Origin of the sequence: Aurantimicrobium sp. INA4, assembly GCF_027924525.1 — a bacterium.
In the GTDB taxonomy this organism is placed as follows: domain Bacteria; phylum Actinomycetota; class Actinomycetes; order Actinomycetales; family Microbacteriaceae; genus Aurantimicrobium.
Genome location: NZ_AP027040.1, coordinates 90,682 through 116,342, shown reverse-complemented (window position 1 = coordinate 116,342; position 25,661 = coordinate 90,682). Strand labels below are relative to the sequence as shown.

Below are 25,661 nucleotides of genomic sequence, written 5' to 3'. Positions count from 1 at the left end.
TTGTGGTTTAGAAACCAACTCCACGGTCTGCCATGAATGCGCGAGGGTTGGTGGTTGATCCGTTGAGACGGACTTCGTAGTGGAGGTGGCAACCGGTGGAGTTACCGGTAGTACCTGTTGTCGCAATTTGCTGACCGACAGAAACCCATTGACCGACACTCACCATGATGCCGCCAGGGCTGATGTGAGCATAGCCAGTAGAAACTCCGCCCCCGTGGTTGATACGAATCAAGTTTCCGTAAGAACCCTGCCAACCGGCATAGGTTACGGTTCCACTTGATGCTGCATAAAGGGGGGAGCCACAGCGTGACCCAATATCGGTTCCGAGGTGGAAGTCACCCATAGAACGCCAGCCGTAGTCACTCGTTACGCCATATCCAGGTGCGGGGTGAGCCCACCCTGCATCAGAGATTGTCACGCCTTGTGCAGCAAGAGCTGCGGCAGCAGCTGCAGCTGCCTGGCGTCGTGCTTCCTCTTCTTGACGCTTACGTTCCTCAACACCGGCCTGGTAACCAGCAACGGTCTGAGCTGTTGTGTCTTTAAGAGCGGCAAGCTGTGCTTCAAGAATTGCTGACTGCTGTTCGCTTTCCGCAAGTTTTGCGTTGGCAGCCTCGTTCGCAGCAATAGCTTCGTTCATGGCTGTCTCTGCCTGGACTCGAAGCTCTTCACGTGCAGTCTTAGCAACCTCTGCCTGCTTAGACAGTGACTCTGCTTCGTTCTTTGCAGTCTGTGCTTGCGCATAGATCGCGTTGGAGCGTTCGACCATCTTGCTCATGCTGCCCAGCTTCTGCAGAAGCTTGTCACTTCCATCAGCCGTCTTTTGCATCAGCAAGTTAATGCTCAGATCACTACCACCTGAGCGATAGAGCTGTGCAGCAAGACGTCCCGCCTGGGTAGAAGCATTCTTTGCTTTCTCGGCACTAGCTTGTGCTTGAGCGGTAAGGTTCTGAGCCAGAATGTCGGCCTCGTCAAACTTCTGCTGAGCAATCTGATACTCAGCACCCTTCTTTTCAGCTTCCGCTTGAGTTGCCTCAACTTCTGCTTGCAGACCAGCTATCAAACCTTGAATCTTTTGGACCTGTGCGTTCTTTGCTGCCTCGTTTGCCTTCGCGTTTTGAACGTCCTGCCAGGACGGATAGTCCACGGCATAAGCAGGTTGGGCAAGAGAATTACCCACCACGAGAGCAACAACTGCAAGCACTGCTGTTAGCAGCAGGATGGGAAGAACACGCAACGAACGAAGTGACGCTGCGCGCGTTTCACTCATGCGAGGCATGCTTTCTCCACTCGTTTATAGGCACGGTCTTTTCGACAGTAACAAGCGAACTTGGAGAAAGCTGGGAAGGCTCTCCGAAGCTGTGGATAGTTCGATTGGCGCAGCGCACAAATATTCCCTATGCTTGACTCTCGGTAGCTGCTTTCAGTCTGCTTCCCGGCCCCATCGTTTAGCGGCCTAGGACTCCGCCCTTTCACGGCGGCAACACGGGTTCGAATCCCGTTGGGGTCACCAGGATATAGACTGAAACTAGTTACCAAGTAAGGCCCTGTAGCGCAGTTGGTTAGCGCGCCGCCCTGTCACGGCGGAGGTCGCGGGTTCAAGTCCCGTCAGGGTCGCGGATGCCCTTCTTCGGAAGGGTTTTTCATCTAAGCGGCACTATTGCTTAGGGCTCTGTAGCTCAGTTGGTAGAGCGCACGACTGAAAATCGTGAGGTCACGGGATCGACGCCCGTCGGAGCCACCACCAAACCCCGCTTGAGCGGGGGTTTTAGATTTTCTGTCGGATGTATCATTAGCAGATTTCAGAGCTTCCTGCTTATTCTGCGCTGGCCTCGGCTATGACTTTGAGTTCACGTCTCAAATTAGGGCAACACCCCACCGCACATTGGCTTGGCCAAGGTCCCAGAGGTGAGAGTGCTTGAGGCGTAGCTTCGTTGATCCGTTCCAAAATGAGATCCGCGATGCCATCCGTAAAAGCGAGGCTACTCCCAGGAGTAGTGACACGAGCAAAGTCCATCCCAAGCTCTAAAGCAGTTTCCTGTGCTTCGTTGTCGAGATCCCAAATTACTTCAACGTGGTCGCTCACGAAACCGATAGGAACAACGATGACACCTTTCTTTCCCGATGCGTGAATATCCCGAATGGCGTCGTTTACGTCAGGTTCGAGCCAAGGTACCTGTGGAGAGCCACTGCGAGATTGATAGACGAGCTGCCATGAGACCGGAGAAATTCCTAGGTCAGAGTGGACTTTATCCATCACTATTTCAGCAGCAGCAAGATGTTGCGCTGCATAGGCACCGCCTGGCTTTTCAAAGGTTTCTCGCAAAGCTGGTGGTCCACTCGTTTCACCCATGGCATCTGGGATGGAATGGGTGGCAAACATGACGTCGATTTCTGAAAAATCTAGGCCGTTCTTGACCATTGCTTGGAGTTTGTCCTCAAGGTCTCCAATAACAGGCTGGAGGAAACCTGGGTGATCAAAGTAGTGACGAACTTTGTCTATGACCATTTTGCCGACGAGGTCATTGTCCGTCAGGGCTTGATAGAGGTTCTCTCGATATTGTCTGCACCCTGAGTAGGAGGAGTAAGCGCTCGTCACCCACGCAAGAACACGACGATGGCCGTTGTCATACATTTCCTTGACGACATCAGCAAAGAACGGTGCACTGTTGCGATTACCCCAATAGATCGGGATATCTATTCCACGTTCAGGGAACCTCTCCTTCATTGCGGCAAGGAGAGCACGGTTTTGTTCGTTAATGGGGCTGACACCCCCCAGAGCGAGGTAGTGGTGCGAGACCTCTTCCAACCTTTCTCGCGGAACACCACGTCCGGCAGTAACGCGCTCGAGAAAAGGCATCACTTCGTCTGGACCTTCAGGTCCTCCAAAAGAGGTGAGGAGTATTGCATCATAAGTCATGAGAAAGTACCTGCAATCTGAGAGAGTTCAACTTTGCGGCCAGTGAAGAAAGGGACTTCTTCACGGACATGCATACGGGCTTTGGTGTACCGGAGGTCGCGCATCATGTCGACAATTTCGTGGAGGTCTTCAGATTCAAGAGCCAACAGCCACTCGTAATCGCCAAGAGCAAAAGACGCCACCGTGCTGGAAGTAATGCCTTCATACTTGTGACCAGCAACACCATGTTCGACGAGCATCTCCCGACGCTCCTCTTCAGGAATGAGGTACCAGTCGTAAGAGCGCACGAAGGGATACATGCACAGCCACCTCTTTGCTTCCTTGCCCAACATGAAGCCGGGCACGTGAGTCCGATTGAACTCTGCAGGGCGATGAAGTCCCATTCCAGACCAGGTGGATTCAAAGTGTTTGCCGAATTCAAGGCGGGAGAACTCTTTGAGAGCATCCTGAACTTCTTCTGCAGAGCTGGCATGAATCCATAACAGCAATGCAGTATCGCCACGGAACCCTCGAATGTCGTATGTTCCACGCAGGGTGATGTCGCGGGCAGCCAAGCTCGCAACCCATTCGGTGAACTCTTCTTGCGCATCGTCAGGCAGACCGACGGGACTCGTCATGCGATATGCGGTCCAGTTGGTGTAGCGAATGGTGTCGTTGATGGTGTCGAATTTAGTTTCTGTCACGGGGTCATCCTTTGGTAGTGATCACGAGTAATGCCAAGTAGTCCGTTCCCGGAAATGTAGGAGCCACACAGTTCGACTTCGAGTTTTTGTGCAGTGATAAGAAGTTGCTCTTGTTTTGCCTTGGCGGCAGTACTTGCTTGATAGAGCGAACCGGGCCAATGGTGAATTGTTGCGCTGTGAATAGTCGCGTCATCAATTTGGTAGAGGCGGGGAAGGTCATCGTGAGCAAGTGCAATGAGATCGCCCTCGGGAAGAATTCCATCTCTGCCGTAACTCAGGCGAATGAGATGGTGATGCTCTGGCAGAGCATTGTCTACCCATTCCCACTTGGCATTCACATGAGTTGATGCCTTGGCTGTCACGCCACTGCTCTCCGTAATGAGCGCTCCACTACCGAGGGGGAAGGAGTCCAGTTGGGTCGATTCGACCAACAAAATCACTAGTGCAACATCGACGGAATGAGTCTCCGGTGTTGCAAGTTCAGCAACTACTTCTTGACTGTCCCAGGAGGCGAGGACGTATGCAGCCGTGCTGATTCCGGTCGCAATAGTCATTTGGGTGCTGACGAAGGTTCCGTTACTCGTTTTACAGCACCACTGGTCATTCTCCTGCTGGACACTGGTGACGTCGCTGTTGAAAGAGAACCAAACTTTCTTGCTCAGCAAAAGGCGATAGAGCTCAGCGACGAGAGTAAACATGCCGCCATCAAGACTTGCCACAGCGGCTCCAGGCCGCGGCTGGGCGGCACGAATCTGTCGTGCTGCTGAACACAGAGAACCTGTTTCACTCATCGCTCGCAGAAGTGCGGGTATGGTGGATTCGGCAGACAGCGTTTGCGCTGAGGAACCGTGAACCCCGCTAAACAGAGGTTCGACCAGCTTGTCGACAAACTCAGAACCGAGACGTGTGTCAACCAATTCCGCCACGCTCATACCTTGGAGCTCACCCACTGGTTGAGAATCTAAGCGGCGAGCTTCTTCCAGTCCCTGAGGAGAAATGATGGAAGCGAGCTCGGGGTCATCAAGTGAACTCGGGATCCCTAAAACACCATGCGGAATCGGATATCGAAGCGTCGGGGAGGCAACGATGCGCGCATCGGTTCGCTGGGGGGAAACGATGTGATCGTTCAAACCCAATTCTTTCAGCAGCTGCAGGAAGCTCTCCCCGGCGGTTGAAAACGCTTCAGCGCCAGCATCGATATCAATCTCGCCAATAGTGACGGGGGCAATCAGTCCACCTGCGTGCGCTTCTTTCTCGAGAACTACAACCGTTTCGCCACGGGAAGTCGCCCGAAGCGCTGCTAGCAAGCCGGAAATCCCGGCACCAATGACGACCCGATCTGCTTGAATCATGTTGTTGTGCGGTGGATGTATTCAGTAATTCGGGTGAGCACGTCTGGATCTGTTTCAGGAGGAACACCATGGCCCAGATTGACCACATGACCTGGAGCATTGGCACCTGAGGCGATAACTGCATCTATGTGTTCTGCCAACGTCTCCCAGTTTGCTGTCAACAGTTCTGTAGAGATGTTGCCTTGGAGAGGGACCTTGTCGTGGAAGAGGGCAGATGCTCGAGCAAGATCAGTCTGCGAATCAATACCCATCACGGTTGCACCAACTCCATGCATGGATTCCAAGAGAGGCTCTGTCCCTACGCCAAAGTGAACGCGCGGAACCGGAACTCCATCCTTGTCAACGAGAAGTGCAAGCTGTGAAAACAATCGTTCTGAATAGGGCTTGGCAAACGTTTCGTATTCTTCTGGGCTCAAACGTCCTGCCCAGCTATCAAATACTTGGAGTGCACTCGCACCTGCAACGACCTGGGCAGAAATGAACTGTGCCGTGATGTCAGCACACCAGTTCAAAATCTGTGCCCACAGCTCAGGCTGGTTTCGCATCATCTCTCTGGAATGAGGAAGGTCTTTCGATGGGCCACCTTCGATGAGATAGGAGGCGAGGGTGAAGGGAGCGCCACCAAACCCGATCAGGGGGGTTGAACCCAGTTCCTTCACGAGCATGTCAACAGCGGTGGTGATGGGAGCAAAGGCGTCGGCATCGATGTGGTGCAACGCGTCGGCGGCTTCTTGGGTGCGCACCGGATGTTCCAACACAGGCCCAACTCCTGGCTTGATGTCAACATCGAGTCCTGCAAGTTTGAGGGGGATCACAATGTCAGAGAAGAAGATAGCAGCATCCACACCGTGGCGGCGAACCGGCTGCATGGTGATCTCAACGACAAGCTCAGGAGTGAGGCAACTGTCTAGCATCGCAATGCCTTCGCGCAACTTCCGATATTCAGGAAGTGAACGCCCTGCTTGCCGCATGAACCACACTGGCAACGGACAAGTGCGGTGACCGCGCATGTTCAGCACCAAGAGAGACGCACTGGTCTTGCCGGTGTTCAGAGGATGTTCGGCAGGAAGTATCACAGGCTTATTCTCTAGAGCGGTGCGATCAGAAAAGCTGACACGGTGTCAGAAGGCCTGTTGTTATCTTGAGCTTTGTGGCACTCGTCTATTTAGGAACTGACTTCCACGACACCCCGTTAACTGATCTCGAGAAGTTTGAATCAGCATCGGCAGAGGTACTAAATGCCTTGAGTCCGAGCGATTCTGTTCTTGAAGGGGTCGTCGTGTTGGCGACCTGTAACCGTTTTGAGATCTATTTCGAAGCTGAGTCTTTTCACGACTCTATGGATTACGTCACATCTGTCGTCGCAAAAGCTTTAGGAGTTCCTACTGACGTGGTGACCTCAATGTTGAAGGTCCTCTATGGCAATAGTGTTGCCCAGCACTTGTTTTCTGTGGCATCAGGACTTGAGTCCATGATTGTGGGCGAAGAAGAAATTTCGGGCCAAGTAAAACGCTCACTCACACAAGCGCATCAGCGTGGCTTTGTCTCCAAAAACTTGAACCATTTGTTCCAAAACGCAGCATCTGTCGCCAAGGCCGTGATGACAGAAACTGGTCTCGGCGCTTCGGGACGTTCGGTCATCATGACGGCGCTAGAAATCGCTTCAGAAGAGCTGGGTGGAATTGCCGGGAAGTCCGTTCTCCTCATTGGAACCGGTGCTTATTCCAGAGTAGTTACTGCGGCAATTCATCGACTCGGCGTTGACAACATCTTTGTGTATTCACGTGCGGGACGGGCAGAGAAGTTTTCAGAAAACCATGAAACTACTCCCGTGCGCAAAGACCAACTTGTCCAGGTCATGGCAGAGGTAGATCTCATCATTAGCGCAAGTGGCGCAACTGGGTATGCCGTTGACGTAGCCCTTGCACAGGAAGTACTCGCCCACCGATCTGGCAAGCCGGATTTAGTCCTCATCGATGTATCACTATCGAAAGATGTCGCGCCCGAAGTGTCTCAACTTGAGCATACGAGTGTGATTGATCTTGAGCAGATCAAACATCGGGCTCCTCAAGAACACATTGATTCTGTCATCACTGCACGAGAAATCATTCATACTGCTGTGACTAATTTTGAAAATAGTATGGCGTCTCGGAGCATTGATCCTGTCGTTGCCGCTCTCCGCTCACACATCGGCCTCTGGGTTGATGAAGAGATTGAAAGCGTGAGACGAAAGTCCGGGAATTCAGCTGCCGAGGAAGTGCAGAAGTCCCTGCGCAAGGTCACAAATGCAATCTTGCATGCGCCCTCAGTAAAGGCCAAAGAGCTCGCTGTTGATGGCAATCACGACGACTACATCAATGCTGTTCGACTCCTGTTCAACATCGAGGTGAATGAGCGTGACTAAATTACGTGTGGGCACGCGAGGAAGTCTTCTGGCTCTCACCCAGACCCGACTCTTTACCTCCCTGCTATGCCTGAAACATCCCGATCTTCAGATTGAGGAAGTACTGATCCAGACGCAGGGCGATATCAGTACCGAACCGCTCAATCAAGCAAAGACTCCGGGTCTGTTCGTCTCAGCTTTACGCGATGCACTCCTCTCGCATGAGGTCGACTTCATTGTGCATTCGTTGAAAGACCTCCCCGCCCAACCCTTTCCAGGAATCGACACAGCTTGTATTCCTCTCCGCGAAGATTCGCGAGATGGATTTGTTAGTCGAGGAAATATCCCCCTCATGCAACTCCCTGCAGGGGCAGTCATCGGAACGTCTTCACCACGCCGTACGGCACGTATTCGCCAGCTGCGCCCCGATCTCACCGTGATGTCCATCCGTGGAAATATCGATACCAGAATTGCCAAAGTTGAGCGGGGCGAGTTCGATGCCACTCTGCTCGCAATGGCAGGTCTTAAGCGTATTGGGCGGGCAGATGTGGTGTGTGAAATCTTTGACAACACGGACTTCATCCCGGCAGCGGGACAGGGCGCTTTGTCTATTGAATGCCGCTCGGAAGATTCAGAGACCAGAGAGCTCCTTGCTGTTCTCAATGATGAGGAGACCCGACTACTTGTCTCGGCGGAACGCCACGTTTTAGTCGGCCTGGACGCTGGTTGTGCCACAGCGATTGGTGCATGGGCTTCCTTGGATCAGGGAACCTTCACTCTTCGTGCGGAGCTCTCTGTAGAAAGCACGGGAGAGTCCCAGCGGGTTGAGCTCAGCGCTGAGCTCGGACTTGATGAGTGCCTCCGGGCAAGTGAGTTAGGTCTAGAAATTGCTTCCCGTTTGAAGGCAAGCCCTATCGCAGAGAGGGTGGCGTGGAAGTGAGCATTCTCCTCATCCGTGCAAACAGAAATGATGTCGATCGGGCAGCACTTGACGCGTATGGCGTTGAGAGCATTGTCGACCCCTATCTGAGCATTACCAAGGTGGATAACCCAGTGGGCATCGCACGACTGCGCGAAGCCTTGATTGCGCCAGGAAACAAATGGCTCGTCGCTACGTCAACTAATGCGTTGTCCTTTTTCCAGGCAGAACTCGGCCCAGGTGCGCTCGAACAGATTATTCAGTCGCAGCCTGACCTTAAATTCGCTGCCATCGGCGCTCAAACAGAACAGCAACTGCGTGACGTGGGGGCGGTGAATGTGCTTCGCGCATCCGAGGCAGACTCCCACTCATTAGCCACGGTGATCGCAGAGACAGAACCGTGCCCTGTCGTCATCCCCTCAAGTTCCATAGCCATGAAGTCCCTCTCTCGAACGTTGCAGTCGCACGGTTTTGATCTTGTTGAAGAAGTGATTTATTCGACGGAAACTGTGTCGCATTTCCCCTCATCTGTGAAGCAGATTGCTGAAGGTCAGATTTCAGGTATCCTTCTTCGCTCCCCAAGTGCCGTTAGAGCTTTTGTTAATTTCAACGGCGTTGTCGATATCCCCGTCTTTTGCGCCGGTCTCACAACTGCTGCCCAAGCGGGGATGCTCAAACTGAACGTTTCTGCGGTTTCAGCAGATCCAAGCCCTGAAACTGTTGCCCTAACCATCTCCGAATATCTGAAAGCACACGGCTCATGATTAATCGTCCCCGACGACTCCGGACAACCCCAGCGATGCGTGAGCTCGTTGCAGATGTCACATTAAGTCCAAAGAATCTCATGCTCCCCGTCTTCGTGAAAGAGGGGATTACTGAACCTCGTGAAATCCCAGGCATGCCTGGAGTGCTTCAGCACACGGAAGAATCCTTCCTTCACATCCTCGATGACGCGATTGCTGCCGGAATCGTTTCTGTCATGTTCTTTGCTGTTCCAGAGCACAGAGATGAGACAGGAAGTCAGGCATGCCTATCCGAGGGAATAATGTCTCGAGTGACTAGAGCAGCACGTGAGCATGTGGGAGACGCACTGGTTCTAGTGGCGGATCTGTGTCTGGATGAGTTCACCGATCATGGCCATTGTGGAGTATTAGACTCCTCAGGTGCTGTCGATAATGATGCCACACTGGAGCACTACGTAGCGATGGCATCAGCCCTTGCAGACGCAGGAGCTGATCTTCTTGGGACCAGCGGAATGATGGACGGACAGGTCGCAGCCATTCGTGCCGGGCTGGATGCTCGCGGGTTTGTAAACACCGGAATCCTTGCCTACGCGGCGAAGTATGCCTCGAACTTTTATGGCCCCTTCCGCAATGCCGTGGAATCACAACTCTCGGGCGACCGCAAAACCTATCAACAAGATTTCCGCCGGACCAAAGAGGGCGCAGAAGAGATTCTCCTGGACCTCGAAGAGGGCGCAGACATGGTGATGGTGAAACCTGCGCTCGCATATATGGACGTGCTCACCCAGGCAGCGCAACTATCTTCCAAGCCAGTGGCCGCCTATGTGGTTTCGGGCGAGTATTCCATGGTGGAAACGGCAGCAGCCCAAGGCGTAATCCCGCGCGAGGCAACCATTTTCGAACTGCTCTATGCCCTCAAACGAGCGGGAGCAAACATTATCTGCACCTACTGGGCTCTTGAATTTGCCCAAAAACTGAAAGAGCAATCATGACCACTCTTGAGACATCACTTCAATGGCATAACCGCGCCAAGCGCATCATTCCTGGCGGTGTGAGTTCACCCGTTCGCGCCTTCCAGTCGGTAGGTGGCACTCCTCGCTACTTCGTTAAAGGCGAAGGCTCAAAGATCTGGGATGTTGACGGCAACGAATACGTGGACCTTGTGGGTTCGTGGGGTCCCATGATTGTGGGACATGCACATCCTCATGTTGTGAGCCGGGTGAAGTCAGCAATGGAGAAATCATTCTCATTCGGTGCACCAGGACCGGGCGAAGTATTGCTTGCTGAAGAAATTGCAGCTCGTGTTCCTACGTGTGAACGCGTGCGTTTTGTTTCCTCTGGAACAGAAGCTGTAATGACAGCAGTTCGACTCGCTCGTGCTGCAACTAGCCGCAACCTGATCGTGAAGTTTGCGGGTTGCTACCACGGGCACAGTGATTCCCTTCTAGTTCAGTCAGGCTCCGGAATTGCAACCCTTGGATTGCCCAACTCGCCAGGTGTAACACCCGGTCAAACTCAGGACACCGTTGTTGTTCCCTTCAACGACGTGGACGCTGTGACGCAGCTCTTTGCCGAGCGAGGTTCTGAGATTGCCGCAGTGATCACTGAAGCAACCCCCGCGAATATGGGTGTTGTTCCACCGCTGCCAGGTTTCAACAAGTTCCTCTCAGACATTACGAAGAAGCACGGTGCGCTGTTCATCCTGGATGAGGTTATGACGGGCTTCCGCATTTCTCAAGGTGGATGGTGGGGAAAGTTTGGTTCTGAAGAGGACTGGACTCCCGACCTGTTTACCTTCGGGAAGGTCATTGGCGGAGGTATGCCTTTGGCTGCCGTTGGTGGCTCTGCTGCCGTCATGGAGCTTCTCGCCCCAAGCGGATCTGTTTACCAAGCAGGCACACTGAGCGGTAACCCTATTGCCACCACTGCGGGTCTCGCAACGCTGGAACTGTGTGACTCTGAGCTTTATTTGGCACTTGATTCCAGATCTCTTGAAGTGGGTTCCGCTATCTCCAATGCCTTAACCGCAGCAGATGTCGAACACAGTTTTCAGCAGGCGGGAAACCTCTTTTCCTTCTTCTTCACTTCTCAAAACGTCAGTAACTTTGATGATGCAAAAAAGCAGGACACTTCGGCATTTGCGGTGTTCTTCCATTCGCTTCTTGAACAGGGAATTTCGGTACCTCCGTCTGCATTTGAGGCGTGGTTTGTCTCCGGTGCTTTGACAGATGACGACGTGGACAAGATTGCCAAGGCAGCGTCAGTCGCTGCGCAACAGGTGAAACTGCGCTCAAGCTGAGAAATTACTGAAAGCGGTATTACCGCACGCTTATAGGATTAACCATCATGGTTTCCCAGATTGCAGATACCCGCAGAGAAGCAATCTTGTTGGCTTCTCTCGAGTTGCTCGATGCTTCAGGAATCGAGGGAATTTCCATGGCGAGAATCGCCCACGTAACTGGATTGTCACGCCCCGCGATTTATCAATACTTCTCTTCCCGAGAAAACATTCTTGGTGAACTACTCATCAACGACATGGCAGATCTCAGCAATGAGATTGACCGTATTGTTTCTGCCGAACAAGAACCAATGGAACAAGTTCGTTTGTGGATTCACTACTCCCTGGCACACATGGCAAGCAAAGAACACCGAGTCGTCAGAGAGATCTCCGTCAAAAATCTGCGTGAAGATCAACGCGGCGAACTGATGGCAATGCACGGCTACTTTATGACTAGCCTGATTTCGCCACTAAAAGAGTTGGGGATCGAAGACCCCTCTTCTCAGGTCAGCCTGATTTTTGCTGCAATTGCCTCAGCTGCAGAGCGAATCGATTCGGGTAAGCCTTTCATCGCAGAAGCAGCTGCTTTAGAGAAATTTGTGATTGCTGGAGTAGAAGCCGCGCTATAGCAATTCATGTTTGAAACCGAATTGTAAATGCCACTAAACCCTCAGAACAAACCCGACTTAAGTCAACGATTAGCACCATAGAAATAAGCAATATATGGGTTTGTGGCTGAAACTCATTCATCAGAATCGTCCCCCGCACGACCGAAAATCGTGAGGTCACGGGATCGACGCCCGTCGGAGCCACCACTGGAAGCCTCTGATTCATTCAGAGGCTTTTATGTTTTCTGGAGCATGACGTCGAGTTTCCCGCCACAATAAAGGGATGAAGACTTCTCCTTGGAAACAGCTACTTGCTTTGCTGATCAATCCATTCAGATACGGCGTCATCGCAGCTTTGGGTGCGACCTTTTTTCTGAAGCTGGTTGAAGTTGGCCAAGAGCTACTGTACGGAGTTATTCCTCACTCACTGGGTTTCACGGAAACCCCGTGGTGGTTAGCGGGAATCTATCTGCTCGTTTCTGCAGTGTTGATTCTGTTGATTCGCAAAATGCCTGGGCAGGCAGGTCCCGGACCTTTGACCGGATTCCACTTTGATACTCCGCGTGAATTTGCCCCCGCTATTTTGCTCACAGCTTTAGTGAGCCTGATTGCTGGAGCTTCCCTTGGCCCAGAAGCTCCACTGATTATCTTGGGAACCATACTTGCTCTGTTGACTACGCGAAGTCATGATGAACAAACACGCAAGGCGGCAATGTTCATCTCTGGTGCTGCTGCAATTGGTGCTGTTTTCGGCAACCCCTTTATTACAGCCTTTATGATCTTGGAGTTTGCTGCAATTGGAATAGTCCCCTACGCGCTGATCCTTCCAGTGATGACAGCTTTAGCTGCGAGCTTTATCGTTCAAACCGGAATCTGGAGATTCAAAGGTTTTGAAGTGCACCCATTGGCCGTGCAGGGAATTCCTGACTATTCCACAATCGACCCTGGTGATTTTCTCGGAGCTGTGTTGGTGGCTGTCATTGCCGGTCTCATTGCACTGTCTACCCGTGCCCTGGGTGGTCGTGTTCAAGCCTTCTCTGACAAGAAGTTCGCTCCCACTTTGTTTATCTCGATTGCCATCATTATTGCGCTGGTATTTGTTGGCCAGACCTTCTTTGGAATAGAGCTCAACCAGCTGCTTTTTAGTGGCAACAGCGGAATGTCCGGGCTGATTGCCGAGAGCTCAGTGTTTGTTGTGATCTTTGTTCTGCTAGCCAAGACAGCGATCTATTCGCTGACCTTAGGTTCTGGTTTCCGTGGTGGACCAATCTTCCCCATCACATTCTTAGGCGTTGCAGTAGGAGTTTTAGTGAGCCTCCATTTCCCCGGTTCACCTGTGAGCGCTTTTGCAGCTGCAGGAATTGCTGGGGCTTCAGCAGCCTTCCTGAAACTGCCCGCAACGAGTGCACTTCTTGCCGCAGTGCTGATTGGTGGTGCTGGGGAGGCTATAGCTCCCATTGCCATTACAGGTGCTGTGGTCGGTTTCATCATCCGCGCGATGGCAGATGCCCGGGCTCCCCAGGAGACTCCAGCTCACTCCTAAGAATCTTTCGGCAATCTTTCAGCAACCAGCCATAGATTGTAGCCATGGGATTTCTCGACAAACTCTTTGGAACTAATCAGGACGAAGAATATCGTCGCACCACACAGCAGGTTCGTCAGGCCAGTGCTGCTCGCAACGAAGACGAGATAGCTGTTGAGCGTTACCGCTACCTGCTCCGCACCGCTTCCCCTGAAGCAATAGAACAGGTGCATGAGGAAGCCTTTAGCAAGCTCACCCCCGAGCAGCGTCACATGCTTTACACACAGCTCAGTGCAGACGCTCCTGCTGGAGAAGCTCCCCTGAGCGAGGAGCCCCGTGCTCTTGCAGTGTCAGCCACACGCTCTGAAATGCGCCAGCCAGGAACAATGGAGCGCACGCTTGGCCAAGCTGGAGGGGCTCCCGGATTTGGAACCATGTTTGCGAGCTCGCTACTTGGAAGCGTTGCCGGTTATGTCATCGCATCAAGCTTGATGACTGCTTTCATGCCGATGGATATTGGAGCAGACACCGCAGGTGCTGACACCGGAGGCGATGCTGGATCAGATTTTGGTGGAAATGAGACCATCTCTGCCGACGGTGGATTTGCAGACCCCGGCATGGGTGATGCCGGATTCGGTGACGCCGGGTTTGGTGACTTCGGAGACTTTGGGTTCTAACCCACAAGCAAAACTGCAGTCAGCAGTAAGAAAATCAGCACGAAGATTGTTGGCGTCACAAAGCGCACAACGTTGAGCCACTTTGAGAAGGCGATGGCCTGACGTGTTGCTGCTGAAGGGTTCTTCACGGCAGCGAGATCTTCAGCGATAGCCTGCGCCTGTGTTGCGCTGGAGTACTGAGCAAGCGCCCCCAAAATTCCTGAAGCGAGCAAGATTCCGACTGTTGCGAGGGTGAGGAACAGTGGCGCCGTCGCTAAGCCGAGGGTAATGAGACCCACGGTGACAATGAGCAAAAAGGTGGGGGCAAATTGTGAAACAACGATGTGGAATCGTGCTTTGTTCCACAGCTCAAGTAGTTCGTGTTCAGTCATATACGAAGTCTAATTTCTGCTACGCACAATTTTTGGGTACAGAATCAATCCGATTCCAGCCAAGAGGAAAAGTACTGCAGCTTCCAATTGTGGGAAAAACTGCATTCCTGTCTGAACGAGTCCTGTTGAAGTTACTGATTGAGATTGGGATTGAGATTGAGGCGCTCCCGCTGGGGTCACTGAGTTTGAAGTTACTGCGGCCGAGTTAGCTCCAGCGTTAATTGACCGACTCACTACAGAAAATGTGTAGTTTGTTCCATTTGTGAGGTTGTTGAATGTGCAGTTTGTGTTGGTGGTGGTGCATGTTTGACCACCTGGCTGTGCTGTTACGACTGTGTCAGAGAAATTCAAGTCCGCTGGATTGTTCCAGGTAACAACCGCTACTCCGTCACTAGCTGTTGCGTACACGTTCGTTGCTGAGCTCAGTGGAATAGTCAATGAATAAGTTCTTGCCGCACCAAGCACTGTTTGTCCACGATTGATTTCGGATTGAATATTTGGAACGACGTAGCTCGGTTGTACAGAAAGCGAGTAAACAGTTCCCGGCGTGAGCCCTGAGATTGTTCCAGTGAGCGTTGTAGTTCCAGCGGTAGATAAAGTTTGGGCGGATCCGCCGTTTAGCGTGTACTTGTATCCGGAGACAGCAATTCCAGATGTGGAGGATGCTGCAAAAGAAATTGACCTAGAAGTTGACGTTTGTCCTATTTCAGAAATTGATCCAGGCTGGGATGGGGTTGCACAGGAAGTGTAGGTAACTTCTGCCTTCCCTGTCGCTACTGAGGGAGCAGTTCCATTCACGGAAATGATTGTTCCAGTCAATGAACCGCTTGAGTTCCCAGCACCACCTCCACCACTATTTCCAGTGCCAGCTGAACCGTTAGCTCCAATTCCTCCGCCGCCGCCACCAGCTGTAGGGTTAGGTCCTGCAGCATCGATAACACCACTATTTATTAAGATTGACCCCCCGGCACCTCCTGCCCCAGAGGTTCCATTTCCTCCGGCTGATCCGGTAGCTCCAGCATCACCACCATTTGCAGAGAAATCTGAACCGGCACCACCACCCCCACCTGCTAAGGCAACCCAATGATTGTTTAGCTGGATTGCAGAACCTGCACCACCTGCATAGAACCCAGTTCCACCATTAAGTTGCGACATAGAAGAAGTGCCTGCCATTCCACCTATAGGGGATGAACCAGCAGTCAGAGAAAGTTGGGAACCAGCAGTAACTGGAAGTGTGCCAATAATCAACCCGCCCTTTCCGCCAACACCTCCTGGGCCTTCACCCGCAGCACCTTGAACGAGGAAAGATGCACTACAAACACCAACAGGAACTGTTCCAAAGGCATCTGCAGGTTGTCTCCCGCCCAAACTTTGTGCCGATAAGTCCGGAACCGGTATGCCAACTGCCTCGCCCGTAGCAAGTATGCCGGTTGAGTTGAGTGCCACTGTCGATGCGACAATTGCGCCTGCGGCCAGTAATTTCTTCAGGCCAATTGTCATTTCTAGCTCCTCAGAGTTGGTTGATGAGCTTGAGGCAACATCGGGTAAGTTTGAAATTTGTTTACGGAAGATAGAATCACACTACAGCGCACTCAAAGGAAGCCTCCAGCTGCGTACTATTTCTAACTCTGGAGAACCCATGTCTATCCCCCGCGCTCTTCTGGCAACCAGTGGTCTGCTGCTTGCCCTCACTCTCACCGCCTGCTCTTCGGCACCGACCGAAACAACCTCTGAAGAAACTTCAGGATGTAACGGCGTAGAAGTTGTTGTGAACTTTGGTGTTCTCGATGGAACCGGAAGCACCACGTGTGTTGAGATTTCTGGCGACTCCGCCAAAGCAATTGATGTGGTGCACGAGGCAGGCTTCGAAACCGAAGGAACGGCAACCTATGGCGATGCCATTGTCTGCCGTGTCAACGGGTTGCCCTCTCCAACCGAGCCTGTAGTTGTGGAAGGTCAAGCAGAGTTCACCGAATCGTGTGCAGATATGCCTCCAGCATTCGCCTATTGGGCGCTGTGGCAGAAATCTTCTGCCGGCGGCCAGTGGGAATATGCCCAGTCTGGTTTGGGCGATCTGATGATTAAGAAGGGTGAGTCTCTCGGGTTGGTTTTCACCACCGGTGACAGCACCCCCACTCCCGTGAGCGAATAATGTTGCCCGGCCGCTCACGATGGACGCCCTTGTGGGTGAGTCTGTCGTTTGCCGCCATCTTCATTGCGCTTCGTATTTTCTATCGCCTTCTTTTTGGTTCCTTCAGTTGGATGGCTGTGGGGCAAGCAGCACTGCTTGCACTCCCTTTTGTGGCCGTCATCGTGGCCTGTGGTTTATTCAGTTCTCTCATTGACTTCAGGAAGCTGCTGGTCTCACTTTCTGGATTGAAGTATTCGCGTTCTGTCGGAACAGCGCTGACGATTGCGTTGGCAAGCTTCCCCACGTTGCTTGCTCAAGTGAAGAAGATCAACACCTATCGAACCCTGCGTGGAATCACCTCTCGTTTTGCCGTGGTCGTTCCCGTTCTCGAGCACACCGTTGAAAAGTCCGTTGCCCTCGCTGCTTCAATGGAGCTTTCAGGTTTTGGCTCGAGGGGGCAACTTCGTGAAGCCAACCCCAGTCCCATCACGTTGGATCAGTACTCACTGCGCTTCGCTGATCACACCGTGCTCAACAACCTGTCCGTTTCTTTTGCCCCAGGCACTGTGACCGTGCTAACCGGTGCAACAGGGTCAGGGAAGACGTCGCTGCTTGAAAGCATCGCTGGCCTGAGCCAGCATTTCCATGCGGGTATTGCCACCGGTACTCTCACACTGGGCACCATTGACCGACTCCGTGTTCCACCGCGCGACACCGCAGCCTTAATCGGTTTCGTTCCCCAAAATGTTCGCCTGAGTTTCACTGCATCCACCGCACGTGAAGAACTGGAATTTACTCTTCGTCTACACGGTGAAACCAAGGAGCTCATTCCTTCCCGAGTTGACGAGCTCCTGAGTGAGTATGGTCTCCGTGACTATGCAGATGTGCCCGTGGATGTACTCTCAGCTGGTCAGGCAACTCGCGTAGCTCTCGCGAGTGCACTGGCGGCATCACCACAAATTCTTTTACTCGATGAGCCACTGGCAGATCTTGATTCTGCTTCAGTGTCAGAGCTCATCGACATTCTGGATCGCCTGCGTACTTCAGGCATGACCATCGTGCTGTCTGAACACCACACAGCAGCATTGCAAGCACTTGATCCTCGCTGGCTCGTGCTTGAAGCTGGGGAAGTATCCGAGGGACAGTTTGTACCTGCATCAATGTTTCCTCCTCGTGCTCTGCCCTTGACTAGTTCTGATCTGGTCCTTGCTGTCACCGGCTTAGGAGTTGCTCACGGCGAAAAGAAGATCTTAAGTGATGTCTCCTTCACTGCACGCACAGGAGACATCATTGCACTCACTGGCGCAAACGGAGTGGGAAAAACTTCCCTTCTTACTAGGCTAAGCAGCACACAGTCTGTTGGGGTAGTGGAGGTCTTAGGAACTGACCTGTCGACCCTTCCTGCAACACAAAGGGTTACCCGAATTGCAGCTGTTCCAGAAGAGGCCTCAGGGCTGTTCATGACAGAAAGCCTGGCGGAGGAACTCGAGTATGCGGACAATATTGCTGGTGTTCCTGCCGACACAGGGTTGACCGAGCTCACCTTCCGATCTCTGTTATCTCGTGATGTTTTACCTCCGGAGTTGTTGAGAACTCATCCTCGTGACTTATCTGCTGGAACACAGCGCGCTTTGGCTATTGCGCTTCAACTCAGCTGGAAACCAGGTGTCATCACAATCGATGAACCCACTCGAGGCCTAGATCCTCACTCACGCGCTGCTATGGCAGAGGTTCTGCGATGTGTTGCCGAAACTGGAACGGTTGTGGTGTTTGCAACGCACGATGGTGAATTCGCACGCAGTCTCAATGCGCGAATCTTCACCGTGGCAGAAGGGACACTCATCCACCCCGAGCAGGTAAACGCATGCTGACGCGACTGAGTTCACTGAGAACGAGCCTTGTGGTGGCTGCCTCGCTGATGGCACTTGCTGCTTTTGCCTGGCCACTGTTCACTTCAGCACTTCCCGCCCAGGCTCAAGTTGCCATTCCTTTCGTTGTGTTTGCTGTTGTTCCTTTGCTCGTTGTGATGATGTCGCTGATCTTGGATGGCAGCATCACCAGTTCCAAAACTCTTGCCCTCCTTGGTTTGCTCACTGCCGTGGGCACTGCCGTGCGTATTGCCAGCACGGGGGTGGGCGGCTTTGAAGCCGTCTTTATTGTGCTAATTCTGGGCGGTCGTGCTTATGGTGCACGATTTGGTTTCCTGCTCGGCATGCTCACCATTGCGTTGTCTTCTGTGCTGTGGGGCGGGTTTGGTCCCTGGACTGCTTTCCAAATGTTTGCCGCCGGCTGGGTGGGGGCAGGTGCTGGTTTGTTGCCGGGGCGCAACAAAGCTCCAACGGATAAATCATCTCGTCGCAAAGAAATTGTGCTGCTTGCGGTCTACGGCGTCTGTGCCTCATATCTTTTTGGCGCAATAATGAACCTCTGGTTCTGGCCGTTTGGAGTAGGGCCAGCAACAGATATCAGTTACGTTCCTGGTGGTAGCCTGTTTGAGAACCTCAGCCACTTTGCGGTCTATACGCTTCTGACGTCGACTCTCACCTGGGACACCGTGCGTGCCATCACCACGGCAGTCGGTCTTGCACTTATTGGTGCACCTGCTTTGAAAGCACTGCGCCGAGCAAAACTCTAGATATACACAGCCTCTTCGAGGATGTGTGCATCCGAGATGGGGTGTAATCCGTCACGGTTGACCACGTTGACGAACCTGCGCAGTACCAGCTCCATTTCAGTGGCGAACTGGACCAAGTCAAAATAGGTCGCCTGTGGGCTAGGTCCCACCAACATGTCGAGAGGATCGTCTTCTTGCAGGGAATCTGTTAGCGCAGGCCCAAAGATTGCCAACTCATCAATGTTGTTCATAGCCGCCAGTTTGTGGAGAACGTCACTCATTTCACCGAGTGCTTCCATGCTCACGTTTCCCGATCCGCCCAGGAGGACCTTTCGACCGGCCATGTATTCCTTATAGGGAACAATGACCGCCTCAGGTTTGCGGTGTGCACCCATCACCACGGGAAGAGCATTCGGGTCTGCCCGAAAAGTCTTCAAAATCTTCGAAAGATTCTCCCTGGCATCGGCAACGCTGACGATGACATCCGGGTTTGAGTACCACACGTTCTGAGAATACTAAATTTGTACATAATTTTGTGTATTTATTATGTACATATTTTGAAATATGCGAATTGAAGGAGGATGGGCATCTTTTGACGCCGACGAGAACCCTCAGTTAGACGGAGAAGTACTTTGCCTCAGGGTGGTGGAACACAAAAGCGTCAGTGGACTGCTCTGGGTGTAATTGCAGTTCTTCAGAGAGTTCAACTCCGACGCGTTCTGGCCTTAGGAGTTCGACCACCTTGCGGCGGTCCTCCATGTCAGGGCACGCGGGGTAACCCAGGGAGAAACGAGCACCGCGGTAGTTCAGCTTGAACATTCCGGCGAGATCCTCAGGATCTTCAGCCTTGAAGCCCAGTTCTTCACGCATTCGGGAGTGCCAGAACTCAGCTAAGGACTCCGTGAGCTGCATTGCTAAACCGTTGAGCTCCATGTAGTCGCGGTAAGCGTTCTCTGCGAACATTTTGGCGGTGAACTGGTCAACTGTTGCACCAGCGGTGACCAATTGGAAGCCCACCACGTCTACTTGGCCGCTTTCTCGAGACTTGACGAAGTCAGACAGGCACAAGTGACGATCACGGCGTTGGCGTGGGAAGGTAAATCGCAGGCGGTCGGAGCCGATGGCTCCCCCGCCTGGAAGCTGTGCTGAGCCACCATCGGGGGCCAAAAGTCCTGGTTGACCCAGAATTCCTTGAGGATCATCGCCGTGGTTCAGGATGACAAGGTCATCTCCTTCCGACACAGCAGGGAAGTAGCCATACACGACCGAGGCATCCATCATGCCCTCGGCAAGGATACGATCAAGCCAATAACGCAGCCGTGGGCGACCTTCGGTCTCGACTAGCTCTTCATAACTGGCCCCGTCATCAGCACGGCTGGGTTTCAGGCCCCATTGCCCCATGAACGTGGCACGTTCATCGAGGAAAGCCGCGTAATCGGCCAAGGCAATACCCTTGACGATGCGCGTTCCCCAAAATGGTGGCGTGGGGACGGGGTTATCCAGTGCCACATCCGACCGAGTGGGCATGTTCTCGGGTTCGGTTACTTCAAGAAGGCTCTGCTTGTGAATACGCTTCTTCAGCTGAGGTAATCCAACGCTCTCAGGATCTGCACCACGACTGATTGCAACCAGTGGTTCCATTAGGGCTAAACCTTCGAAGGCATCGCGTGCGTATCGCACGGTGCCATCGAACATAGAGGCCAAATCATCTTCCACGAAGGTTCTGGTCAAGGCGGCCCCGCCGAGAATGACAGGCCACTTGGTGCCTAGCCCTCTACTCGTGAGTTCTTCGAGGTTTTCTTTCATCACCACGGTGCTCTTGACCAGCAAACCACTCATGCCGATCACATCTGCGTTGTTTTCTTCGGCGGCCTGAATGATTTCGTTGATGGTTTTCTTGATGCCGATATTGATGACGTCATAGCCGTTGTTGGTGAGGATGATGTCCACCAGGTTCTTACCAATGTCGTGAACGTCACCACGGACGGTGGCCAGGACAATGGTTCCCTTGCCGGCTTCATCACTTTTTTCCATGTGGGGTTCAAGCAACGCCACGGCGGTCTTCATGACCTCGGCGGACTGCAACACGAAAGGAAGCTGCATTTCACCACTGCCGAAACGCTCGCCTACCACCTTCATGCCTGCCAGTAAGTGATTGTTAATGATGTCGAGTGCTGAAGTACCTTCAGCGCGAGCGAGGTCGAGGTCCTCCTCGAGGCCTTTGGATTCGCCATCGATAATGCGGCGCTCGAGGCGCTCGCCCACAGGCAAAGCAGCAAGTTCTGCAGCACGCGCATCTTTCAAGCTGGCCGAGTCAACCCCGTCAAAGAGATCCAGCATGGTCGCGAGGGGGTCATAGGTGAGGTTGCCCTCAGCATCGTATTCGCGACGGTCCCACACCAAATCCAAAGCAACTTTGCGCTGCTGTTCTGGGATGGAAGCCAGGGGAACAATCTTGGCAGCATCCACAATGGCTGAATCTAGTCCGGCCTCCACAGCTTCGTGGATGAAAACCGAGTTCAGCACAGCACGCGAGGCGGGGTTCAAACCGAAGGACACATTGGAGACACCGAGTGTGGTGTGGATACCGGGGTATTTCGCATTGATCTGGCGAATAGCTTCAATGGTTTCAATCGCGTCACGACGCGTTTCTTCCTGACCGGTGGCAATGGGAAACGTGAGAGCATCAACGATGATGTCATCCACACGCATATCCCAGTCGTTGACGAGAGTGTCAATCAAACGACTAGCGATGCGCACCTTGTCTTCGGTGGTGCGCGCCTGACCTTCTTCGTCGATCGTCAGAGCAATCACAGCTGCGCCATGCTCTTTGACCAGCGGCATAATTCTGCCAAAACGAGAATCAGGGCCATCGCCATCTTCGAAGTTGACCGAGTTCACAACCGGACGGCCACCAATCAATTCCATTCCCGCCTGCAGCACGGCAGGTTCTGTGGAGTCGATGACTAATGGCAGCGTGGACGCACTCGCGAATCGTGACACGATTTCGCGGGCGTCATCGGTGCCATCACGACCGACATAGTCCACGCAGACATCGAGCAAGTGAGCACCGTCACGAACTTGCTTGCGTGCAATCTCAACACAGTCATCCCAGCGGCCCTCGAGCATCGCTTCACGGAAGGCTTTTGAACCGTTGGCGTTAGTGCGTTCACCGATAGCGAGGAATGTGTTGTCCTGGTCAAAAGGAACGTGCTGGTAGAGGCTGGCAACACCAGCTTCATGCTGGGGATTGCGCGGGGTAAGTTTCATTCCGCCAACACGGTCAACCACAGCCTTGAGGTGGGCAGGTGTTGTGCCACAGCAGCCACCAACCAGGGCAATACCAAACTCTTTCACAAACTGTTCGTGTGCAGTTGCCAACTCTTCTGGCCCGAGGGGATAACGAGCGCCGTCTGCGGTGAGCTCTGGCAAACCAGCGTTGGGCATCACCATGACCGGAACGGTGGAGTTCTTGGAAAGCTGGCGAAGGTGCTCGCTCATTTCGGCGGGACCGGTGGCGCAGTTCAACCCAATCATGTCGATGCCGAGCGGCTCGAGAGCGGTCAGTGCTGCACCAATCTCGGAACCCATCAACATGGTTCCGGTGGTCTCCACGGTGACTTCAACAAAGATAGGGAGCTTAATGCCCTCTTCCTCGATGGCTTGCTTGCAGCCGTTGACGGCTGCTTTGGTTTGGAGCAGATCCTGCGAAGTTTCAACCAAGAAGGCATCTGCTCCACCGCGAATAAGTCCCACAGCTTGTTCTGCGAATGTTGCCTTCAGGTGTGCATAGGTGGTGTGACCCAGGCTGGGAAGTTTTGTTCCCGGACCCATCGAGCCCAGCACCCACCGCATCCGACCGTCAGCAGCTTCAAACTTTTCAGCACTAGCTCGAGCAATTTCTGCTCCCGCTTGTGCCAGTTCTGTGATGCGATCTTCAATGCCATAGTCACCCAAGTTGGACCAGTTAGCGCCAAAAGTGTTGGTTTCTACACAGTCGATCCCTGTTTCAAAATAGGCATCATGAACCGCGCCGACAATGTCGGGGCGGCTCACATTAAGAATTTCGTTACACCCCTCTAGCTGTTGAAAATCGTCCAGGCTGGGGTTGTGATCTTGCAGCATGGTTCCCATGGCGCCATCAGCGATAACGACGCGCTCGGACAGCGCGTCCATGAGCGCCTTGGAACGAGCAGGAAGCTGAAGGGTATTCACTCTCCAAGCTTAATGGCGTGCATTAGCCAAGATGTTCGCCGAAGAAGCGCTCGATGCGCTGCCAGGCATCGGCGGCTTCCTCCGGTCGTGGCTTGAAACCGACCACGGTATTCATCAGTGGCCTCAGAGCTTTCGGGCCAGCTTGTGTGGGGTTCATAAATGCGTGGGAAGCTTCGGGATATACCTTCACGTCGTGCGGGATACCTGCCTTGGTCAAAGCTGCTTCCAACTTGGGTCCTGCACCTTTGAGGGAGAGATCCTTCCCTCCGAAGCTGGCCACAATCGGACAAGAACCTTGCAGTTGTGCATCGAGATCCTTCGCAGCTTGACCGTAATTCACCGCAGCAGCGTCATAGCCTTTATTCACCAGCTGCAACGCAAAGCCACCGCCCATGCAAAAGCCCATCACGCCAATCTTTCCGGTGCAATCAGGCCTGGACAGGAGATAGTTTTTGGCAGCCTCAATATCGAGATATGCCTGACCAGTTCCATCCACCAGTGCGCGGAATGTCGCTTTCAAACATTTCCTCATGCCACCTCGGCTATAGAGATCAGGCATGAGAACCAGGTAGCCAGCGCTGGCCATCCGAGTGATGTGGGCGGTCATGGATTCATCAATACCGAACACCTCGTGCACAATCACCACTGCTGGGAAGGGGCCTTTCCCCTGAGGAACAGCAAGCCTGCCAGGAATATGCTCGCCCGAATCAAGCGCGATGGAGATATCAGAAAGAACCGGTGATGCAGATGTCATTGCGTGGCCAAATCTGTCAGAAGTAGTTGATGATCTTGTTCAGAAATATCGGCATAGCCCAAGGCGTACTCTGCGATGGCATTATCGAAAACCTTTGTGGTCCCCAAGTAACCCGTGATGAAGGAGGCATCGCCTGCACGGGCTTGCGCCCGTGCGAGCACAGCTCCGCAGATGCGTGCATAGGAATTGATGCCGTCCACATCGAGCTTTGCCACGTCGATGGAGCCTTTCATGTCCCACAGTTGGCGGAAATAAAAATCATGTGTGGTAGCCGCGCCACCATGACACCACCCCAAGAAAGGGTCACCGGTTGCCTGCATGAGGCGGGTTCCGACAACTACACGTTCACCCGAGTTAGAGAAAACACTCTCCCCCACATAGGGCTCGAGTACTGAGGCGCTGGCTTGCTTCGCCTGGAGAATCAGAGGTTCACCATCACCTGATTCGAGCAACATGACATATGCGCGTGTTCCCACAGACCCCACTCCGACAACTTTGAAAGCAAGGTGTTTGAACGAGTAGCGAGAGAGCAAAATGGCACGATCAGGTTGTAGCGTTCTGATGTAGTCAGTAAAGACTGGTGCTAATGCTTCAACGACAGTGCCGACGGCCGCGTCATCAATAGGAGTCAGCAGGGGTGGATCGGCGCGGAAGCGTCGCTGCCCGTCAACTACCTCGGTGAGTTTGTTCACGGCAGAATCAACCGTTTTCTTCTTGGCTTTATTGCTTGCCTTTTCAAACATGGAACGAATGTCAGGGTTTGTCATTTGTGACATCATCCATTCGACGTCAACCTGCGCAAACCACAGATCGAGTGTTTTACGTTCACTGAAGGCCGCCATCCACTCTCGATAGGACTGTGCTGAAATCTTGCACGCAGTGAACTGTTCTTCTTTACTCAGCCCGTTGTTGCGAGCAGCCAGCGCAAAGCTGGCTGCTAAACGTTTGACATCCCATTCAAAAGGGCCTGGGGCGGTTTCATCAAAATCGTTGAGGTCAAAAACCAGGCTGCGCTCTTGTGAAGCAAACATGCCGAAGTTGGCCAGGTGAGCATCTCCACACAACTGCACTTCAATACCACTGTTGGGCAGCAAAGATAGGTCGTGTGCCATGACTGCAGCTGCCCCGCGCAGATAGGCGAATGGGTTTTGCGACATGCGCTCATAGCGCAGCGGTACTAAAGACTGTTCGCGATCTGCTTCTTGTCCACGCAAAATACCCAGCGCATCAATGCGTTCGTGTGGTGCAGGGAGAACTGCATGGCTTTCCAGAGGAACTTGTTCCCGGCGGTGTTCCCCAAGAACTCGTCGTTGTTCACGAGTGGGTCTGGGCCTAGAAAAGAATTCGATAGCTGCTTGGGCGCCAAAATTCACAGCCATGTCTACCTCAACTTCGTGGCATAGGGAACGACAGTTCGGTGAGCTTTGACTTTCATCACATCTTTCAGCCTGAAACTGGCCCGAAGAATTCCTACGGTGTGGAACGTGTCGCTCA

At 53.1% G+C, this 25,661-nt stretch carries 22 protein-coding genes and 3 tRNA genes; 14 read left to right on the top strand and 11 right to left on the bottom strand.

The features are described from left to right. Positions 1-7: 7 nt before the first annotated feature. The gene (locus tag AINA4_RS00615; protein ID WP_281787060.1) at positions 8-1,267 is read right to left on the bottom strand and encodes a M23 family metallopeptidase; all 1,260 of its coding nucleotides are present in this window, start codon (positions 1,265-1,267) and stop codon (positions 8-10) included. Between the two features lie 167 nt (positions 1,268-1,434). Here AINA4_RS00615 and AINA4_RS00610 point away from each other — a divergent pair. The 3 genes from AINA4_RS00610 (at position 1,435) to AINA4_RS00600 (ending at position 1,741) form a co-directional block, all read left to right on the top strand. Next, positions 1,435-1,510 (top strand) — tRNA-Glu (locus tag AINA4_RS00610). Positions 1,511-1,540: 30 nt separating this feature from the next. Further along, a tRNA-Asp gene (locus tag AINA4_RS00605) sits at positions 1,541-1,614 on the top strand. Between the two features lie 51 nt (positions 1,615-1,665). Next, positions 1,666-1,741: transfer RNA gene (locus AINA4_RS00600), tRNA-Phe, on the top strand. A 72-nt stretch (positions 1,742-1,813) separates the two neighbouring features. Here the strand turns inward: AINA4_RS00600 and AINA4_RS00595 are convergent. From AINA4_RS00595 to hemE, 4 genes are read right to left on the bottom strand one after another with little or no spacing between them, the layout of a single operon-like run. Beyond that, on the bottom strand, positions 1,814-2,917 hold the full coding sequence (locus tag AINA4_RS00595; protein ID WP_096382674.1) for a ferrochelatase: 1,104 nt from the start codon (positions 2,915-2,917) through the stop codon (positions 1,814-1,816). Further along, positions 2,914-3,600: a hydrogen peroxide-dependent heme synthase gene (gene hemQ / locus AINA4_RS00590; protein WP_281787058.1), complete on the bottom strand. Its 687-nt coding sequence runs from the start codon at positions 3,598-3,600 to the stop codon at positions 2,914-2,916. Before hemQ ends, AINA4_RS00595 begins: the two co-directional genes overlap by 4 nt. Beyond that, positions 3,597-4,952: a protoporphyrinogen oxidase gene (gene hemG, locus AINA4_RS00585; protein WP_096382677.1), complete on the bottom strand. Its 1,356-nt coding sequence runs from the start codon at positions 4,950-4,952 to the stop codon at positions 3,597-3,599. The genes hemQ and hemG overlap by 4 nt, the downstream gene beginning before the upstream one ends. After that, positions 4,949-6,028, bottom strand: a complete 1,080-nt coding sequence (gene hemE / locus AINA4_RS00580; protein WP_281787056.1) for a uroporphyrinogen decarboxylase — start codon at positions 6,026-6,028, stop codon at positions 4,949-4,951. The genes hemG and hemE overlap by 4 nt, the downstream gene beginning before the upstream one ends. A gap of 74 nt (positions 6,029-6,102) precedes the next feature. On the opposite strand from hemE, the gene AINA4_RS00575 reads away from it, so the two are divergent. The 8 genes from AINA4_RS00575 to AINA4_RS00540 all read left to right on the top strand — a co-directional run bounded on the left by AINA4_RS00575 (position 6,103) and on the right by AINA4_RS00540 (position 14,082). Further along, entirely contained in the window at positions 6,103-7,356 is a 1,254-nt protein-coding gene (locus AINA4_RS00575; RefSeq protein ID WP_281787054.1) for a glutamyl-tRNA reductase, read from the top strand. Next, a complete protein-coding gene (gene hemC / locus AINA4_RS00570; protein WP_281787052.1) occupies positions 7,349-8,275 on the top strand; it encodes a hydroxymethylbilane synthase in 927 nt (308 codons plus the stop codon). Before AINA4_RS00575 ends, hemC begins: the two co-directional genes overlap by 8 nt. Continuing rightward, positions 8,272-9,018: a uroporphyrinogen-III synthase gene (locus tag AINA4_RS00565; protein WP_281787050.1), complete on the top strand. Its 747-nt coding sequence runs from the start codon at positions 8,272-8,274 to the stop codon at positions 9,016-9,018. Before hemC ends, AINA4_RS00565 begins: the two co-directional genes overlap by 4 nt. Continuing rightward, complete coding sequence (hemB, locus tag AINA4_RS00560) at positions 9,015-9,989, top strand: porphobilinogen synthase (RefSeq protein ID WP_280799426.1); 975 nt, start codon at positions 9,015-9,017, stop codon at positions 9,987-9,989. Before AINA4_RS00565 ends, hemB begins: the two co-directional genes overlap by 4 nt. Then, positions 9,986-11,296, top strand: a complete 1,311-nt coding sequence (hemL, locus tag AINA4_RS00555; protein WP_281787048.1) for a glutamate-1-semialdehyde 2,1-aminomutase — start codon at positions 9,986-9,988, stop codon at positions 11,294-11,296. The genes hemB and hemL overlap by 4 nt, the downstream gene beginning before the upstream one ends. A gap of 47 nt (positions 11,297-11,343) precedes the next feature. Beyond that, positions 11,344-11,904 carry a TetR/AcrR family transcriptional regulator gene (locus AINA4_RS00550; protein ID WP_281787046.1) on the top strand — a complete coding sequence of 187 codons (561 nt, stop codon included), beginning with the start codon at positions 11,344-11,346 and terminating at the stop codon, positions 11,902-11,904. A 262-nt stretch (positions 11,905-12,166) separates the two neighbouring features. Further along, positions 12,167-13,426 (top strand): chloride channel protein, encoded by a 1,260-nt coding sequence (locus tag AINA4_RS00545; RefSeq protein WP_281787045.1) that lies wholly within the window; start codon positions 12,167-12,169, stop codon positions 13,424-13,426. 44 nt (positions 13,427-13,470) lie between these two features. Next, positions 13,471-14,082 carry a hypothetical protein gene (locus AINA4_RS00540; protein WP_281787043.1) on the top strand — a complete coding sequence of 204 codons (612 nt, stop codon included), beginning with the start codon at positions 13,471-13,473 and terminating at the stop codon, positions 14,080-14,082. On the opposite strand, the gene AINA4_RS00535 is transcribed toward AINA4_RS00540, so the two are convergent. Together AINA4_RS00535 and AINA4_RS00530 are read right to left on the bottom strand one after the other, a co-directional pair. Next, positions 14,079-14,453, bottom strand: a complete 375-nt coding sequence (locus AINA4_RS00535) for a hypothetical protein (RefSeq protein ID WP_096382699.1) — start codon at positions 14,451-14,453, stop codon at positions 14,079-14,081. The two genes, AINA4_RS00540 and AINA4_RS00535, sit on opposite strands and share 4 nt — an antisense overlap. Before the next feature lie 9 nt (positions 14,454-14,462). Beyond that, a complete protein-coding gene (locus AINA4_RS00530) occupies positions 14,463-15,953 on the bottom strand; it encodes a hypothetical protein (RefSeq protein ID WP_281787041.1) in 1,491 nt (496 codons plus the stop codon). A gap of 139 nt (positions 15,954-16,092) precedes the next feature. Between AINA4_RS00530 and AINA4_RS00525 the strand changes: the two genes are divergently transcribed. Genes AINA4_RS00525 through AINA4_RS00515 form a run of 3 tightly spaced genes read left to right on the top strand, consistent with a single transcriptional unit; the run spans position 16,093 to position 19,219 of the window. Then, entirely contained in the window at positions 16,093-16,605 is a 513-nt protein-coding gene (locus AINA4_RS00525) for a hypothetical protein (protein ID WP_281787039.1), read from the top strand. A 35-nt stretch (positions 16,606-16,640) separates the two neighbouring features. Then, entirely contained in the window at positions 16,641-18,455 is a 1,815-nt protein-coding gene (locus tag AINA4_RS00520; RefSeq protein WP_281787037.1) for an ATP-binding cassette domain-containing protein, read from the top strand. Then, the gene (locus AINA4_RS00515; protein ID WP_281787035.1) at positions 18,449-19,219 is read left to right on the top strand and encodes an ECF transporter S component; all 771 of its coding nucleotides are present in this window, start codon (positions 18,449-18,451) and stop codon (positions 19,217-19,219) included. Before AINA4_RS00520 ends, AINA4_RS00515 begins: the two co-directional genes overlap by 7 nt. Here the strand turns inward: AINA4_RS00515 and AINA4_RS00510 are convergent. From AINA4_RS00510 to AINA4_RS00495, 4 genes are all read right to left on the bottom strand, one after another. Further along, a complete protein-coding gene (locus AINA4_RS00510; protein WP_281787034.1) occupies positions 19,216-19,701 on the bottom strand; it encodes a hypothetical protein in 486 nt (161 codons plus the stop codon). The genes AINA4_RS00515 and AINA4_RS00510 overlap by 4 nt on opposite strands. A 112-nt stretch (positions 19,702-19,813) precedes the next feature. Next, positions 19,814-23,374, bottom strand: a complete 3,561-nt coding sequence (metH, locus tag AINA4_RS00505; RefSeq protein ID WP_281787665.1) for a methionine synthase — start codon at positions 23,372-23,374, stop codon at positions 19,814-19,816. Between the two features lie 61 nt (positions 23,375-23,435). Next, the gene (locus AINA4_RS00500) at positions 23,436-24,167 is read right to left on the bottom strand and encodes a dienelactone hydrolase family protein (protein WP_281787032.1); all 732 of its coding nucleotides are present in this window, start codon (positions 24,165-24,167) and stop codon (positions 23,436-23,438) included. After that, positions 24,164-25,546 (bottom strand): DUF2252 domain-containing protein, encoded by a 1,383-nt coding sequence (locus tag AINA4_RS00495; protein ID WP_281787030.1) that lies wholly within the window; start codon positions 25,544-25,546, stop codon positions 24,164-24,166. The genes AINA4_RS00500 and AINA4_RS00495 overlap by 4 nt, the downstream gene beginning before the upstream one ends. Positions 25,547-25,661 lie beyond the last annotated feature (115 nt).

Excerpts from the sequence above, each read along its gene's own strand:
- AINA4_RS00615 (WP_281787060.1), bottom strand. The coding sequence starts at position 1,267 with ATGAGTGAAACGCGCGCAGCGTCACTTCGTTCGTTGCGTGTTCTTCCC.
- AINA4_RS00595 (WP_096382674.1), bottom strand. The coding sequence starts at position 2,917 with ATGACTTATGATGCAATACTCCTCACCTCTTTTGGAGGACCTGAAGGT.
- hemG (WP_096382677.1), bottom strand. The coding sequence starts at position 4,952 with ATGATTCAAGCAGATCGGGTCGTCATTGGTGCCGGGATTTCCGGCTTG.
- hemB (WP_280799426.1), top strand. The coding sequence starts at position 9,015 with ATGATTAATCGTCCCCGACGACTCCGGACAACCCCAGCGATGCGTGAG.
- hemL (WP_281787048.1), top strand. The coding sequence starts at position 9,986 with ATGACCACTCTTGAGACATCACTTCAATGGCATAACCGCGCCAAGCGC.
- AINA4_RS00550 (WP_281787046.1), top strand. The coding sequence starts at position 11,344 with ATGGTTTCCCAGATTGCAGATACCCGCAGAGAAGCAATCTTGTTGGCT.
- AINA4_RS00545 (WP_281787045.1), top strand. The coding sequence starts at position 12,167 with ATGAAGACTTCTCCTTGGAAACAGCTACTTGCTTTGCTGATCAATCCA.
- AINA4_RS00540 (WP_281787043.1), top strand. The coding sequence starts at position 13,471 with ATGGGATTTCTCGACAAACTCTTTGGAACTAATCAGGACGAAGAATAT.
- AINA4_RS00535 (WP_096382699.1), bottom strand. The coding sequence starts at position 14,453 with ATGACTGAACACGAACTACTTGAGCTGTGGAACAAAGCACGATTCCAC.
- AINA4_RS00530 (WP_281787041.1), bottom strand. The coding sequence starts at position 15,953 with ATGACAATTGGCCTGAAGAAATTACTGGCCGCAGGCGCAATTGTCGCA.
- AINA4_RS00525 (WP_281787039.1), top strand. The coding sequence starts at position 16,093 with ATGTCTATCCCCCGCGCTCTTCTGGCAACCAGTGGTCTGCTGCTTGCC.
- AINA4_RS00515 (WP_281787035.1), top strand. The coding sequence starts at position 18,449 with ATGCTGACGCGACTGAGTTCACTGAGAACGAGCCTTGTGGTGGCTGCC.
- metH (WP_281787665.1), bottom strand. The coding sequence starts at position 23,374 with ATGGACGCGCTGTCCGAGCGCGTCGTTATCGCTGATGGCGCCATGGGA.
- AINA4_RS00500 (WP_281787032.1), bottom strand. The coding sequence starts at position 24,167 with ATGACATCTGCATCACCGGTTCTTTCTGATATCTCCATCGCGCTTGAT.
- AINA4_RS00495 (WP_281787030.1), bottom strand. The coding sequence starts at position 25,546 with ATGGCTGTGAATTTTGGCGCCCAAGCAGCTATCGAATTCTTTTCTAGG.